Annotated in this window: 17 protein-coding genes; 5 read left to right on the top strand and 12 right to left on the bottom strand. The window is 51.4% G+C overall.

The annotated features are described in order from the left end of the window. Position 1: 1 nt before the first annotated feature. Positions 2-1,336 (bottom strand): MFS transporter, encoded by a 1,335-nt coding sequence (locus VIJ98_RS09390; protein WP_323273607.1) that lies wholly within the window; start codon positions 1,334-1,336, stop codon positions 2-4. 446 nt (positions 1,337-1,782) lie between these two features. Between VIJ98_RS09390 and VIJ98_RS09385 the strand changes: the two genes are divergently transcribed. Both VIJ98_RS09385 and tkt read left to right on the top strand, forming a co-directional pair. After that, entirely contained in the window at positions 1,783-2,241 is a 459-nt protein-coding gene (locus tag VIJ98_RS09385; protein ID WP_008104031.1) for an RpiB/LacA/LacB family sugar-phosphate isomerase, read from the top strand. A gap of 29 nt (positions 2,242-2,270) precedes the next feature. Beyond that, a complete protein-coding gene (tkt, locus tag VIJ98_RS09380; RefSeq protein ID WP_323273605.1) occupies positions 2,271-4,262 on the top strand; it encodes a transketolase in 1,992 nt (663 codons plus the stop codon). A gap of 131 nt (positions 4,263-4,393) precedes the next feature. Here the strand turns inward: tkt and VIJ98_RS09375 are convergent, their stop codons facing one another. The 6 genes from VIJ98_RS09375 to VIJ98_RS09350 form a co-directional block, all read right to left on the bottom strand. Beyond that, positions 4,394-5,002, bottom strand: a complete 609-nt coding sequence (locus VIJ98_RS09375) for a TetR/AcrR family transcriptional regulator (RefSeq protein ID WP_154193333.1) — start codon at positions 5,000-5,002, stop codon at positions 4,394-4,396. 54 nt (positions 5,003-5,056) lie between these two features. Then, complete coding sequence (locus tag VIJ98_RS09370; RefSeq protein WP_323273602.1) at positions 5,057-5,812, bottom strand: alpha/beta hydrolase; 756 nt, start codon at positions 5,810-5,812, stop codon at positions 5,057-5,059. Between the two features lie 69 nt (positions 5,813-5,881). Next, complete coding sequence (locus tag VIJ98_RS09365; protein ID WP_061720072.1) at positions 5,882-6,562, bottom strand: type 1 glutamine amidotransferase domain-containing protein; 681 nt, start codon at positions 6,560-6,562, stop codon at positions 5,882-5,884. A 179-nt stretch (positions 6,563-6,741) separates the two neighbouring features. Then, positions 6,742-7,227 (bottom strand): Hcp family type VI secretion system effector, encoded by a 486-nt coding sequence (locus VIJ98_RS09360; protein WP_323273600.1) that lies wholly within the window; start codon positions 7,225-7,227, stop codon positions 6,742-6,744. 14 nt (positions 7,228-7,241) lie between these two features. After that, a complete protein-coding gene (locus tag VIJ98_RS09355) occupies positions 7,242-7,598 on the bottom strand; it encodes a DUF1493 family protein (protein WP_323273598.1) in 357 nt (118 codons plus the stop codon). 5 nt (positions 7,599-7,603) lie between these two features. Beyond that, entirely contained in the window at positions 7,604-8,050 is a 447-nt protein-coding gene (locus VIJ98_RS09350; protein ID WP_154193327.1) for an STM2901 family protein, read from the bottom strand. Positions 8,051-8,279: 229 nt separating this feature from the next. On the opposite strand from VIJ98_RS09350, the gene VIJ98_RS09345 reads away from it, so the two are divergent. After that, complete coding sequence (locus tag VIJ98_RS09345) at positions 8,280-9,296, top strand: lipoate--protein ligase A (protein ID WP_323273594.1); 1,017 nt, start codon at positions 8,280-8,282, stop codon at positions 9,294-9,296. 95 nt (positions 9,297-9,391) lie between these two features. On the opposite strand, the gene VIJ98_RS09340 is transcribed toward VIJ98_RS09345, so the two are convergent. Together VIJ98_RS09340 and VIJ98_RS09335 are read right to left on the bottom strand one after the other, a co-directional pair. After that, positions 9,392-10,783 carry a PTS transporter subunit EIIC gene (locus VIJ98_RS09340; RefSeq protein WP_323273592.1) on the bottom strand — a complete coding sequence of 464 codons (1,392 nt, stop codon included), beginning with the start codon at positions 10,781-10,783 and terminating at the stop codon, positions 9,392-9,394. Further along, positions 10,728-11,042, bottom strand: a complete 315-nt coding sequence (locus VIJ98_RS09335; RefSeq protein ID WP_323275881.1) for a hypothetical protein — start codon at positions 11,040-11,042, stop codon at positions 10,728-10,730. Before VIJ98_RS09335 ends, VIJ98_RS09340 begins: the two co-directional genes overlap by 56 nt. 44 nt (positions 11,043-11,086) lie before the next feature. Between VIJ98_RS09335 and VIJ98_RS09330 the strand changes: the two genes are divergently transcribed. Continuing rightward, positions 11,087-12,286: an enolase C-terminal domain-like protein gene (locus tag VIJ98_RS09330; RefSeq protein WP_323273591.1), complete on the top strand. Its 1,200-nt coding sequence runs from the start codon at positions 11,087-11,089 to the stop codon at positions 12,284-12,286. A gap of 1 nt (position 12,287) precedes the next feature. Here VIJ98_RS09330 and VIJ98_RS09325 read toward each other — a convergent pair whose 3' ends face one another. Together VIJ98_RS09325 and VIJ98_RS09320 are read right to left on the bottom strand one after the other, a co-directional pair. After that, entirely contained in the window at positions 12,288-13,004 is a 717-nt protein-coding gene (locus VIJ98_RS09325; protein ID WP_323273589.1) for a GntR family transcriptional regulator, read from the bottom strand. Between the two features lie 115 nt (positions 13,005-13,119). Further along, entirely contained in the window at positions 13,120-13,782 is a 663-nt protein-coding gene (locus VIJ98_RS09320) for a pirin family protein (protein WP_323273587.1), read from the bottom strand. Positions 13,783-13,987: 205 nt separating this feature from the next. Between VIJ98_RS09320 and VIJ98_RS09315 the strand changes: the two genes are divergently transcribed. Continuing rightward, the gene (locus tag VIJ98_RS09315; RefSeq protein WP_323273585.1) at positions 13,988-14,551 is read left to right on the top strand and encodes a TetR/AcrR family transcriptional regulator; all 564 of its coding nucleotides are present in this window, start codon (positions 13,988-13,990) and stop codon (positions 14,549-14,551) included. A gap of 2 nt (positions 14,552-14,553) precedes the next feature. Here VIJ98_RS09315 and VIJ98_RS09310 read toward each other — a convergent pair whose 3' ends face one another. Continuing rightward, positions 14,554-15,105: a TetR/AcrR family transcriptional regulator gene (locus VIJ98_RS09310; RefSeq protein WP_323273583.1), complete on the bottom strand. Its 552-nt coding sequence runs from the start codon at positions 15,103-15,105 to the stop codon at positions 14,554-14,556. Between the last annotated feature and the right edge of the window lie 177 nt (positions 15,106-15,282).

Here is a 15,282-nt window from a genome sequence, read left to right as displayed (position 1 = left end):
ATTAATGCTCCTGAGCTAAAGAGGTCGGCTGAGACGGCGAGCGACGGCGATTAAGTAACAGCATGAGGAACGCGGACAGCAGCATGAATCCACCTACCACAAACATCGGCAAGGCGTAGCTGTTGGTGGCGTCATGCAGTGCGCCGGTGATGTAGCCCGCAGAGAAGCCCGCTACGTTTCCTAAGGTGTTGATCAAGGCAATGGCTGCGGCGGCAGATGCGCCGGTCAGGAATTGCGTCGGTAAGGTCCAGAAGTTCGGCAGCGCGGCGAAGATGGAGCTGGCAGTAATCGCAATCACCATGATGGTGGTGAACGGCGAATCCATATACAGCGCCAGCGGCACGCTGATGCCGCCTGCCAGCGCCGGAATGGCGATGTGCCAGGTTTTGCAGCCGCGACGTGTGGCATCTTTCGACCAGAAGAACATCACCACCGCCGCGATCAGGTACGGCACGCCGGTAATCAGCCCTTTCTGCATCACGTTAAAGGTGGTGCCAAACTGCTGCTGGAAGCCCGCGATGATGGACGGCAGGAAGAACGCCAGCGCATACAGGCCATAAATAAAGCCGAAGTAAATCAGGCACAACATCCACACGCGGCCATTACCCATCACCGAACGCAGGCTGTGTTTTTGATGGCCCTGCTTCTGTTGATTCTCGGCTTCCAGTTCGGTGTTCAGCCAGGTTTTCTCTTCGGCGGTCAGCCACTTGGCCTGACGCGGCGAATCCACCAACCAGAACAGTGCGACGATACCAATCAGAATCGCGGGAATTGAGACACCCATAAACATCACACGCCAGCCTTCCATACCAAACAGGCCGTGCTGCTGAATCAGTGACGCGGCTAAAGGTGCACCGAACACCACCGTCAGCGGCTGCGCAAGATAGAACAGCGACAGAATTTTGCTGCGATGACGTCCCGGCACCCACATGCTGAGATAGAGAATCGCGCCAGGGAAGAAGCCGGCTTCGGCGATACCCAGCAGCAGACGCAGCGTATACAAGCCTTCCACACTGCTCACCCAGGTGAACAGCAGCGAGACAATGCCCCAGCTGATCATGATGCGCGCCAGCCAGCGACGCGCGCCGAACTTATGCAGCGCGAGGTTGCTTGGTACTTCCAGCAGGATGTAACCAATAAAGAAAATGCCCGACGCCAGGCCAAACTGCAGCGCGGTGAGGCCAAGGTCTTGCGTCATGCCGTTGGGGCCGGCAAACGAAATCGCGGTGCGATCGAGGAAGTTGATAAAGAACATCAGCGCCACGAACGGCACTAAGCGCCAGGAGATTTTTCTGATGGTGGATTGTTCCACCGCCGTCATTGTTTGTTGGTTCATAACGCACCTCCACGACGTGCGTGAGTGATCATTTCTTTATGTGGTGTTGACCAAACGCCAAAGGGGCGCTGGCTGCAGGAGTACTGAGAGGTACGGTGTAAATGACACATGTTCGAGTCCTCGATGGGTCTTCTTGTACATTGGTATAATCATGCGAACATATGAACACTACACGGATATTTGTGCATCTCTCAACTGCAACGCGCGAAAGTGTGAGCGGCTTCATGAGATTTGATTTTGGTCAATTTATCGGATTACTGCGCCCATGCGGCGCGGAACAGGCGGTTTAGCAGGGTTTCCTGAGGAATTCAGGCGCGATCCTGAAGGTAATTCATATGAACAACCATTGAACATATGATTGCATTTGTGGCAGGCTAACCATGAACATCTTCTCGCCTGCTGAACAAACGTGCAGGCGTCATTGCACACCCCGCTGGAGAACGACGATGAAAACTATCGCAATTGGCGCCGATGATGCGGCTATCGAATTGAAAAATGTGATTAAAAAGCTGCTGGAAGAGAAAGAGTATGTGGTGACGGATTACACCAATGACGCGCAAAACGACCGTCCGATGTACCCGGATGTGGCATTTGCGCTCGCCACCGCCATCCAGAAGAACGAATTTGAGCGCGGCATTCTGCTGTGCGGCACCGGTATCGGTGTGGCGATTGTCGCTAACAAGGTGGAAGGCGTGCGTGCAGCGCAGTGTCACGACACCTTCTCTGCCGAGCGTGCTCGCAAGAGCAACAATGCACAGATCATGACCATGGGCGCGCGCGTCATCGGGCCTGAGCTGGCGAAGAACATCGTGAATGCCTGGCTGGCATCGGAGTTTGAAGGTGGCGGCTCAACCGCCAAAGTTGAGAAGATCGGTTACTACGAACAAGTATCTCACGCTAAATAAGCGCCGACGTCGCACCTCTGGAGAACCTTATGTCTACACGCCGGGAAAGAGCCAACGCCATCCGCGCTTTGAGTATGGATGGCGTACAACAAGCCAATTCGGGACATCCGGGTGCCCCGATGGGCATGGCGGATATTGCTGAAGTCTTGTGGCTCGACTTTTTGCAGCACAATCCACGCAATCCCAACTGGGCTAACCGCGACCGCTTTGTGCTGTCGAACGGTCACGGCTCAATGCTGATTTACAGCCTGTTGCACCTGAGCGGTTACGATTTGCCGCTCAGCGAATTAAAAAATTTCCGCCAGCTGCACTCCAAAACGCCGGGGCATCCGGAATACGGCTACACGCCGGGCGTTGAAACCACCACCGGCCCGCTGGGTCAGGGCATCGCGAACGCAGTCGGTTTTGCTATTGCCGAGCGCACGCTGGCAGCGCAGTTCAACCGCCCGGGTCATGACATCGTAGACCATAACACCTACGTGTTTATGGGCGACGGCTGCATGATGGAAGGCATCTCACACGAAGTCTGCTCCATCGCCGGTACCCTGAAGCTGGGCAAACTGGTTGCCTTCTATGATGACAACGGCATCTCTATCGACGGTCACGTTGACGGCTGGTTTACGGATGACACCGCCAAGCGTTTTGAAGCCTACGGCTGGCACGTGGTGCGCGGCGTGGACGGTCACGACGCAGACGCAATTAAGAAAGCGGTTGAAGAAGCCAAAGCGGTTTCCGACAAGCCTTCGCTGCTGATGTGCAAAACCGTGATTGGCTTCGGTTCGCCGAACAAAGCCGGTACGCACGATTCGCACGGCGCGCCGCTGGGTGCCGATGAAATCGCGCTGACCCGTAAGCAGCTGGGCTGGAACCACGGTCCGTTTGAAATCCCTTCAGATATCTACGCACAGTGGGATGCCAAAGAAGCCGGCCAGGCGAAAGAGTCCGCGTGGGACCAGAAGTTTGCGGCCTACGCCGCTGCACATCCTGAGCTGGCTGCGGAGTTCAAACGTCGCGTCAACAACGAGCTGCCAGCTAACTGGGCAACTGAGTCGCAGAAGTTTATCGAGCAGCTGCAGGCCAATCCGGTGAAAATTGCCAGCCGTAAAGCCTCGCAGAACGCCATCGAAGCCTTCGGTAAAATCCTGCCGGAATATCTGGGCGGCTCTGCTGACCTGGCACCGAGCAACCTCACCATGTGGTCCGGTTCTAAGCCGATCAATGAAGACGCGGCGGGCAACTACATTCATTACGGCGTGCGCGAGTTCGGTATGACCGCCATCGCCAACGGCCTCGCGCTGCACGGCGGTTTCCTGCCGTACACCGCCACCTTCCTGATGTTCGTCGAGTACGCGCGCAACGCCGCACGTATGGCCGCGCTGATGAAAATCCGTCAGATCATGGTCTACACCCACGACTCGATTGGTCTGGGCGAAGATGGCCCGACGCATCAGCCGGTTGAGCAGATGGCCAGCCTGCGCGTGACGCCGAACATGAGCCTGTGGCGCCCGTGCGACCAGGTTGAGTCAGCGGTGGCGTGGAAGTACGCTATCGAACGTGTTGACGGCCCGTCGGCGCTGATCTTCTCGCGTCAGAACCTGGCGCAGCAGGATCGCAGCGCTGAGCAGCTGGCGAACGTGGCGCGCGGCGGTTACGTGCTGAAGGACAGCGAAGGTACGCCTGAGCTGATCCTGATCGCCACCGGTTCAGAAGTGGAGCTGGCGGTGAGCGCTTATGAGCAGCTGACGGCGGAAGGCCGCAAGGTGCGCGTGGTGTCTATGCCATCTACCGACGCCTTCGACAAGCAGGACGCGGCGTACCGTGAATCCGTGCTGCCGAAAGCGGTTGCCGCGCGCGTGGCGATTGAAGCGGGTATCGCGGATTACTGGTTCAAATACACCGGCCTGAACGGTGCGATCGTCGGCATGACCACCTTCGGTGAGTCAGCGCCTGCGGATCAGCTGTTCAAAGAGTTTGGTTTCACCGTTGAGAACGTGGTTAACACGGCGAAATCGGTTTTGTGATAGGTGGTCGCCATTAATGGCGACCCTACGGTTTTTTGGCGAGGTTTTCGTAGGGTGCGCATTCATGCGCACCTGGTCGCCATCAATGGCGATCCGACAAAATCAAGGGTGACTCAGTTGAGTCGCCCTTTTTACTGCGCGGTAATACGAATGATTTTTTGCGTCATGCTCATGGCGGAATCAAACGGGCCGGTATTGCGCACGATTTTCACCATCACGCTGGCGCCCACCCACAGCTGATAAAGGCTTTCCGCCACAAGGCTCGGTTTGTCATCGATAACTAATGAACCTTCCTCAACACCCGCTTCTAACGCTTCCGCCAGTCGCGCGATAATGCCAGCCGTGCCCGTCTGTAACGTGCCGCGCATGCTGTCCGACAGATCGGCAACTTCCGCGCCCAGCTTCACCGCCAGACACTTGCCCTGACAATCGGAGAACGATTGCGATTCACGCCACAACTGCCAGTAATTCATCAGCCGCTGCGCCATCGTCAGGCCCGGCTGGCTCAACGTCGCATCAAGCTCAGCCAGATAATCATCGAAGTAGCGCGCCAGCATATCCACCCCAAAAGCCTCTTTCGAGCTGAAGTAGTGATAGAACGAGCCTTTTGGCACACCGGCATCGGTGAGGATTTCATTTAATCCGACAGCCGAAAAACCCTTGCCGGCCATAATGCGTTGGCCAGTGGCAAGGATGTGATCGCGGATTTCATTGCTATGCAATTGGGATGAAGTAGTCATAGCGGCAGATTACCAAATACTAGACCAGTCGTCTATGCACTGAACATGCGTTTACTACTGCGATAAGCTGCGTGCCGCTTTCTCGATCACGGCCGCAATTTCTTTCGGCTGTGAAGCATAAATCGCATGATTCCCTTTCAACTCCGTCACGCTGCTATGCGCACGTTGCGCCATAAAGCGTTCCAGCTGCGGATTGATCGCGCGGTCTTCAGTTGCCACCACCGCCCAGCTGGGTTTGGTTTTCCAGGCTGGCGCACCGGCCGGTGCAGCAAAGGCCGCGACAGCAGGCATCACCTGAGAACGCGCCAGCAAATCGGTCTCTTTAACGGGCAAATCGGCGGCGAAGTCAGCGTGGAATTTTTCCGGTTTCAAATAGAGATAATGATCGGGTGTTTCGGCGATGGATTGCGCAGCGGGCGGATATTTTTTTGCCAGACTCAGCAGCGATTCACCTTGCTCCGGCTGGAACGCGGCAATGTACACCAGGCCAGCAACCGACGGATCGTTACCCGCATCGCTGATAATCATGCCGCCGTAACTGTGTCCGACCAGCAGCGATTTACCCTGCTGCAATGCCAGAACGCGTCGGGTGGCTGCCGCATCATCAGCCAGAGAAGTTTGCGGCTCCTGCACAATCGACACTTTATAACCGGCTTTATCGAGAATGCGCGCCACCGGATTCCAGCCTGAGCCATCCACAAACGCACCGTGAACCAGCACAATGTTTTTCACCGGCTCAGCCAGTGACGCCTGCGCATACACCGACAGCACTGCGCCTAACGCTAACGTGGTTAATGATTTTTTAAACATGATTTTTCTCTCCACAATTTTCACGATGCAAAACAAAGGAGGCGAACAACGGCTCACCTCCCGATGCGTTTATTGCGCCAGTTGCTTGATCAACTGTTGCGCCGTCTCTGCTGAAGACGTTGGGTTTTGTCCGGTAATCAGCAAACCATCGCTGACTACATATGAACTCCAGTCCGCGCCTTTGGAATACAGACCGCCCTTCGCAATCAGCTCGTCTTCCACCAGGAATGGCACCACCTGAGTCAGGCCGACCGCTTCCTCTTCGCTGTTGGTAAAACCGGTGACTTTACGGCCTTCGACCAGCGGTTTTCCTTCCGGCGTTTTGACGTGACGCAGCACACCCGGCGCATGACACACCAGCGCAACGTGCTTATTCGCGGCCAGGAAGCCTTCGATCAGCGCGATGGAGTGCTGATCTTCTGCTAAATCCCACAGTGGGCCGTGGCCGCCTGGGTAAAACACCGCGTCGAAATCGGCTGGCGATACGCTGTCGAGACGTACAGTAGAGGCGAGTTGCGCGGTTGCTGCGGCATCCGCTTCAAAACGATGCGTTTGCTCGGTCTGGAAATCGGGCTCATTGCTTTTAGGATCTAACGGCGGGTTGCCCCCTTTCGGCGACGCCAGCGTGATTTCTGCGCCAGCATCTTTGAATGCGTAGTAAGGCGCGGCCAGCTCTTCCAGCCAGAAACCGGTTTTACGTCCGGTGTTACCCAATTGGTCGTGTGAGGTTAAAACCATAAGAATCTTCATCATCAATCTCCTGCTTGCTGGATTTAAACATCTAAACTAGACCAGTCGTCTAGCGCTTGAATTCAAAGTAACAGCTAATAGACCAGTCGTCTAGTGGTTATAAGTAAAAAAATTTTTGTTTGATGTAGCCACCCATCGAATCTTGCTTAGAGCAGCAAAAGGGGCTGGAGCCCCTTCTCTTAAGCAGACGGCCTTTCGTTCCACGCATCAGTAAATTGAATATTACCGTCAACATACTTCCATGTAATGCGCTCATATCTCAACTCAATACGTTCCATATGATTACATTTTTCAACAGTTTTCGTATTGTACATAATCGGCGTTACCGCAACGATTTTCACTCCTTCAAGCAGCATGTTGAAATATTCAACTTCCTGACCGGCATCACTAATTCGATACCATTTTATTTCAGCCGATTTAAGTGAGTGACCGGTAGCAACGGCTTTATATAAATAAGGTGTAGAGCTATCAAACTCTTTTTCAATTACCAATGGAGCATGAATACGGGTTCCTGTAATTTTCCCGGTACTGTTATCTGTCGGGATGTGCAGCCCATGCCCAAAACCAATGACTTCTATACTACCTTCACGTTCATGAACATCTGAAGAACCTTTAATTAGTGCTCCACCGTCATCTTTGAGCCATAAATGAGAGGGAATAGCCATAGCAAAACTCCTTTTTAGTCATATAGCCAGTATCCAGCCTTGGCTGATTCTACAAGCATGTTTAAGGTCAACGGTTGAGGTTCGATCCACTTCCATTTATTCGCTTTAGAACGAAAAAAATTAAGTGGCATAAATACCTCTTCGTTAGGCCAATATTTAATAAAGGAAAAATCTCTTTTTTCCACATTGAAACGCGTAAAATACTCTTCAAGTATTTCAATGGCGTCTTCATCTGCCCACGGATATTTTCCTGTCGACAAACTTGTTTCAGGGGTGAGTGCCTGACGTTTAAAGAAAGGGAATATCGGACGGTTGTAATTTTCCCGATACCAATCCATTACTTGATTTTCGATAGTGTTAGCTTCGCTCATATACCCTACCAAAGTCGATCTGAAGGATGGGCTATCGTGTTGTATTTGTTAACAGCTTTGAATGTGATAGTTGTTACGTCAACTGCGAGTATTACCCAACCTGCAAGAGGGATAGTTCTGCCAACAAATGTCCCTAATTTCTGCGTCATTATTCTTTTAGCGTTAGGCGGATAGCCTATCCATGTGGGCAATTTCATAGGCATCATCCTACCTCTAAAAAGCCTTCTGGAGTAAATTGAGGCAACTGATGTTCCCGGCGTAGCTCCAGCGAGTTTTCCAGCAACAGTTATGTTGTTAGAACCTAAATAGATCGCCGTTACGGCCGCAATATCCGTAATCCCGAAATGGTCCAGGGTTTCATCAATCATGACCCAAAAAAACAACTCACCAGCACTTAAGTTTGATGAGCCATCATAAAAGTATGTTTCATTGAGCTGCTCAACCGTATCCATACGCATCCTCCCAATATTGAGGAAGCAAGATTACAGTGCTTAAAATGTGTACTTTTGTTCAAAAGAGTGATGTGGAAATAAAAATAGGCCATTGTATTACAAGGATTTCACCATTAAATATTCATACAGATAGTCGGTGTATTTCCTTAAAATTCCCATAGTCCTTACCTCTCCGCCTCATTACGCGTAATCTGTTTCCGCTTATTATTTCTCACGGAACCGAAAAATCATGTCCACCCTACGTTTACTCATTTCTGACTCACACGATCCCTGGTTCAACCTCGCGGTAGAAGAGTGTATTTTCCGCCAGATGCCGACAACGCAGCGCGTGCTGTTTCTCTGGCAGAACGCCGAAACGGTGGTGATCGGCCGCGCACAGAATCCGTGGAAAGAGTGCAATACGCGGCGGATGGCGGAAGACGGTATCAAGCTGGCACGACGCAGCAGCGGTGGCGGCGCGGTGTTTCACGATTTGGGTAACTGCTGCTTCACCTTTATGGCTGGCAAACCGGAATACGATAAGTCGGTGTCAACGGCGATTATCCTGCGCGCGCTGGAACAGCTCGGCATCCCAGCTGAAGCCTCGGGTCGCAACGATATCGTGGTGAATGTGGATGGCGAGGTGCGCAAGATTTCCGGATCTGCCTATCGTGAAACGCCGGATCGCGGTTTTCATCACGGCACATTTTTGATGGATGCCGACCTTTCACGTCTCGCCGACTACCTCAATCCAGACATTAAAAAATTACAGGCGAAAGGCATTACCTCGGTGCGTTCACGCGTAGCCAACATTGCCGATTTGGTGCCGGGCATCAGCTTTGACGCAATCTGCCGCGAGGTGATTGCCGCGTATTTCGCTTACTACCAGGAAGAGTGCGAACCGGAGCATATTTCCCCCGCCGCACTGCCTGATTTGCCCGGTTTTGAACAGCAGTTTGCGCGGCTAAGCAGCTGGGAATGGAATTTTGGTAACGCACCGGATTTCTCGCATCAGCTCAATGAGCGCTTTGTCTGGGGCGGCGTAGAGATCCATTTAGATGTGGAGCGCGGCGTGATTTCTCGCTGCCAGATTTTCACCGATAGCCTGAACCCTTCACCATTAGAGGCGCTGGCGTTACGTCTGCAAGGCGCGGTCTATCGACCTGAAACCATGTTGGCGCAATTAACGCAGTTGAAAACAGAATATCCAGAGCAGTTTAATGAATTGAGCCAGCTGGAAAGCTGGCTGGTGGCGAGTGTGAGCTAGGTAATATTGGTCGCCATGAATGGCGACCCTACATTTGTTTGGCGGGGTTTTCGTAGGGTGCGCATTCATGCGCACCTGGTTGCATAGGCAATTTATTACTTATTCTCTGCCTGAATAACTAAATCCGGTTCCTTGCCCACTAATATCAACGTCAGACTAAATGACATGATAAGCGCAATGGCGACGCCGGAAACGGCCCAGATAAAGTACGGGCCAATATAGGCTGGCAGACTGAATATACTGGAAAGAATGTAGCCATATAAACGCACGCCAAAGAAACCGATAAAGGCTGAAGCCAGTGCACTGGAAACCGTTGCCGCGATAAAGGCTTTTTTGTAGCGCGTTAATACGCCAAACAGCGCCGGTTCCGTGATGCCTAACAACGCTGAAATTGCGGCTGAAAGCGTGACCACTTTGTCCTGACGATTTTTACTTAATTTCCAGATAGCGAACGTCGCTCCGGCAATCGACATATTTGCCATAAACATCATCGGCATCAACATGTCATAACCGCGATCGCTGAAGTTCTGTAGCGCGATGGGTGTCATCGCGTGATGCATGCCGGTTAGCACCGCAACCGGGCGAATGGCGCCGACAATTAAGCCAGCAAAGCTCGCTGAGATACTGAATAAGCCCTCAATAAACAGCGCCAGACCTTTGCCAAGCCAAATCCCCATCGGGCCAATCACCACTAGCGCGGTCAATGCCGCGAGGAACAGCGTCAAGGTTGGGGTAAATACGGTTTTCAATACTTCCGGCATAATGCGATCCACCCAGCGGTGGATATAGCTGAGCGCCAGAATAGAGAAAATGACCGGGATAACGCTGGAAGCATAATTAAATACCGAAACTGGCAGCACGCCCATCAGCCAAAACGCGCTCACTGCGCCCTCCTGATGCGCTGCCAGCGCTTTTGCCGCATCGATTAAAGAGGGATACATTAAACAAGCCGCCACAGCAGCGGCTAAATACTCGTTGGTTTTAAATATTTTGGCGGCGGAGACTGCTAAAAAGAACGGCAGGAAATAGAACACGCCGCTGGCGATTAAATCAATCACCATCACCGTGTCGCTTTTGGCCGAGACTAACTTTAACGCCACCAATCCGGCCAGCAAGCCTTTGATCATCCCTGCACCAGCAATGGCGGGAACAATCGGCCCAAATACGCCCGATACGGTATCCATAAACAGCGATATCAGGCTTTTACGTGTTTTCTCGTTTTGCGCGGGCTGCACGCCATCGTTATTTAATACCGGAACGATTTGCTCATACCAGCTATTGACCTTGGGCCCGATAATAATCTGGAATTGTTCGCTCTGCATTTGCGCGCCCAGCACACCGGGCAAGGTTTTAATTTCGCTCTGGTTAACTTTATTGTCATCAATAAGGTCAAAGCGCAGACGCGTCATGCAATGCCAGACTTTATTGATATTATTCTTCCCACCCACTAAGTGGATTATATTTTTTATTACTTCCTGCGTTCCCATACATGCTCCTGAGGGAAGAAAAACAGCCTGATGAAATCTGCACTGGATGGTAATAAATGACACCAGACAAAACAAACCAATAAATCATGACTGCGATCACAAAAGCCGCTATGTCAGGCCCATTAATCTCTAAAATGACAAATTGGTCCGTTTTATGGCGATAAATACTCTTATTTTCTAACCAATATTTATTGCCAAAAAAAGGTTTGCGTCTCAATAAAAACCCGGTAATGATACGGCAAAAATAGCTTAGCAACATGCCTTGATATTGCGTGCAGTCACTGCACCACAGGAGTATTTCTCGTGACCCCAACCATTATTGAAAGTATTGAGTGTTTTATTACCCGCCCCGATCGTCATAATCTTATTACCGTACGTGTCACCACCAATAAAGGAATTACCGGTCACGGCTGCGCCACCTTTCAACAGCGTCCTTTAGCGGTAAAAACCATGGTGTATGAGTATCTGGTGCCGCTATTAATGGGACGCGATGCCAACAATATTGAAGACCTGTGGCAGATGATGAACGTTAATGCCTATTGGCGTAACGGGCCGGTAACCAACAATGCCATTTCGGGCGTGGATATGGCGTTGTGGGATATCAAGGCGCAGTTAGCCGATATGCCTCTTTATCAGCTTTGGGGCGGTAAAGCGCGCGATGCAATTGCGGCTTACACCCATGCCAGCGGTGAAACACTGGAAGAACTTTATACTTCAGTCGATAACGCCTTAGAGAAAGGCTATCGCCATATCCGCTGTCAGCTGGGTTTTTACGGTGGAACGCCCAAAGAACTCAACGCACCGGAAAATAGCACATCCGGCGCTTATTACTCGCAGCAAGAGTACATGGCAAATACGGTTGAGATGTTCCGTGCGTTAAGAGAGAAATATGGTCATCGCTTTGAAATTCTGCATGACGTGCATGAGCGCCTATTCCCGCAGCAGGCGATTCAACTGGTGAAACAGCTTGAGCCGTATATGCCCTATTTCCTTGAGGATGTGCTTCCTCCCGCGCAAACCGGCTGGTTGGAGCAGCTGCGTCAACAAAGCGCGGTGCCATTAGCCTTAGGTGAATTATTTAATAATCCAGCAGAGTGGCACGAGTTAATTGTGAATCGTCGCATCGACTTTATTCGTTGTCACGTCTCGCAGATTGGTGGCATTACGCCAGCGTTAAAACTGGCCGCGCTGTGTCAGGCATTTGGCGTGCGACTGGCATGGCACGGACCGGGCGATATGACGCCGATTGGCGTGGCAGTAAATACGCATCTGAATATTCATCTGCACAATGCTGCAATTCAGGAATTTATTCCGCGCTCAACGCTGACGGATGCCGTTTTCCCTGGCGCGCCGGAGATTAAAAATGGCTATATTTATCCGCCACAAGCATCAGGTATTGGCGTCAGCTTTGATCAAGCGTTAGCGGAAAAACATCCGGTGGTTTATCGTCCGCATGAATGGACGCAGAGTCGCTTGCCTGACGGCACCATTCACACGCCATAATTTAGCGCTTTTGCTGGCGGAAACGCAGATTATCCGGGTTATGCGGAATCAGATAGGTGCAGGTGTAGTTAATATCAATGATGTCGCTGATTTCATACACCTGCCCGCCTTGCAAAATACCACGATTAATAATGTGCATTGCCGGACTGCCTTTTTTACAACCCAATAACGTCGCCTGTTCGCGATTAACGCTAATCGCGCGATAGCTGGTGAGTAAATGTGAGATTTGATAGCCTTTGGACAACACATATTGCTGTATCGATCGCTCAATAATGTCACCGTTGAGATCGCTAAATAAGGTTGCTGGCATGCGCGATATCTCAATCTGCACGGCCACATTATCCACATAGCGCAGGCGGGAAAACTCCCAAATAAAGGCATCGTCGTTAATGGCGAATATCTGTTGCTCGTCACTGTCCGGGCGTCTTTTACGCAGGCCGATTGAACGGTAATGCATTTGGTCAAAGCGCTTTTCGGTAATCGAATTATACACCAGCGGGTTATTACGCACCGTCTCGTTAATCCAGATGCCCGATCCCTGCACGATACGTACCGCCCCGATACTGACCAGCTTCTCCAGCGCTTGCCGGATGGTGAAACGCGATACGCCATACTCTTCGGCCAGCTGGCGTTCAGGCGGTAATTTGCGGGGTGCGGAGGTATCTTCCTGATAGATCTTGCTCAGCAAATCCTGGGTAACGAACTCTTTCTTTTTCATGGGATTAGCCTCCTCCTGTGTTTTATCTGAAGATGATAACACGATGTTATGAGGAGAAAGGGTTAGGTGCGCATCAAATAGGCAGAGGTCGCCATGAATGGCGACCCAACATGTATTACTGCACCAGAAAGGCGATTAGCGTTGCATCACGTTCTCCCGTCAGCGCGGGTAATGGCGCGGTATCGCTCACGGAATCGCCCTTGTGCAACCGTTCATTATCCATCCGCACAATGCCGTCCAGCACGGTAATCCAGCTGGAAAAGCCTGCACGCTGTGGCACATCCACCTGTTGGCCGCGTTCCAGTTTCAGGTCATAAATATATACCCCCTGATTCAGTGGCAGCGGCGCCTCGCTGCCGTGCGGCCCTGCCAGTAACGTCCATGCATTTGCTGCCGCACCGTCCACACGGGTAAAGGTATTGACCTGCGGTTCACCGCCGGTTTTTGCTGGGCGGATAGTGGCCTGCAGCATTTCGGTTTCAATAAAAGGCGCAGACTCGGCAAAGCGCATCCCGCTACCGGCACTCAGCAGCAGCGCGCGTTTGGCGTTGAGGGAATGCGTTTCTCCCTGCTCGGTGCTGTGCAGCAGCGAACCGCGCCAAACGTAGCTGAAAATCTCACTGTCCTGATGCGAATGCAGCGGAATGGTGGCATCCAGCTGCAGCGTCATTTGATCGATAATCTCCAGCGGTCCAAACGCTTCACCTGGACGCTGACGGCGAATGTTAAACGGACCATATTCAAACAGCTGATCGCGTTGGGCACGCAGGATGTTCATGGTGTTATTCCTCAATGATTTTTCTCTGTCCACCATCATAGAGATCTGGAAAATCATGAACAGCAGGCAAAACTGCTCGCTTAAATCAAAAAAACTGAACAACGATTAAGTGCCGAAATAATAAGAGCAGGTTAATGTTTTTATTCATCGCCAGCGCAGGTTTAATTGCGTAAAATAGCCGCTTTATTCTGTGAGTGTAATAATCATGAACCGAAGCGAACAGATTCTTGCCGCCGCCGAGCAGTGCATGCGGCAAAAAGGTTTTCACCAGACATCGATTCAGAATATTGCCACTCAGGCCGACGTCAGCATCGGTTTAATTTATAAATATTATAAAAACAAAGAGGCGATCATTGAGGCATTAGTCACCAGTGTGGTGCAGCGGATGATCGCGCTATTGAATGCCGATTTCGAACGTATCGCGCATATGAAAGGACAGTATCACGAAGCGGAAGATATTGTGCCGGCGGCCGTGGAAAACAGTATTATTCTGCTGATGGAAGTGTCGTCTGAAGCCACGCGTAATAATCGTATTCAGCAAATTATGTTCGATGCATGGCATGAGCTTAAAAATAACTTTATCGCTCAGGAGCAGGCGCTGCATCCCGAGCAGGACGCCAATGCCATTCACACCCGCTTATATGTAATGTCGCTGATTATTGACGGCATCATTATTCGCCGCTGCATGAAGCAGCGCGATCTCGCGCCGGGCTTTATGCCGTTTTTCAATGCGGTGGTGAATGACGTCTACCCGCACAGTGCTGCCTGATTTCAACCGAACAGATGCTGGCTGAGAATGCCGTTCACGCGCTGCATTTCATGTTGATTAAGGTCGCTATCGCCAAAGGCGCGACAGGCGACGCCATCCACCAGCAGCAATAAAAATTGAATGCGGTTGGCACGTCGCGTTGCGTTGGTTTCAGGTGTTTGTGCGGCAAAACTCACATCTAATTCGGCGAGTAATAATTGCTCTTGCTGGGCCAGAATGGTGCGCACCGATTCATTACGCGACGCCTCAGAATACATTTCCAGTAATAATTTTCGGTCCTGACTCGGCCAATGCTGCCAGAATGGCGAGTCGGCGTTGATAATATCCTGAGTCGATTGTTGCGCAGGTAAATGTTGTACTAAAAACAGGCGCCAGTTGTGCGCGATGCTTTTGATTGTTTCCGTAACAATAAGCTCTTTACTGCTGAAGTAACGATATATTTGCCCTGCCCCTAAAGCGGATTCACGGCTAATATCCGCCATGCTGGCGCCATGAAATCCGGAGCGACTGAAACAAACTTTTGCTGCATTAATAATCTGCTGCTGACGCTGCAAAAAGAATTCGTCATGTTCAGAGTGGCTCACATTGGCTCCGAAAAAGAATTTATCGTTTTAATTGCGTTATCATACGCGATGCGTATCCGGTGAGAAACCATGACAATGTTTCCAATATTTGCGGTTGGTGCGCATAAATGCGCACCCTACGAAACACGCGCCAATCCTTTGTAGGGT

The organism is Pantoea sp. S18 (assembly GCF_045689705.1).
GTDB lineage: Bacteria > Pseudomonadota > Gammaproteobacteria > Enterobacterales > Enterobacteriaceae > Pantoea > Pantoea symbiotica.
The sequence above is the reverse complement of the archived record's forward strand: the minus strand, read 5'-3'. Positions and strand labels throughout refer to the sequence as shown.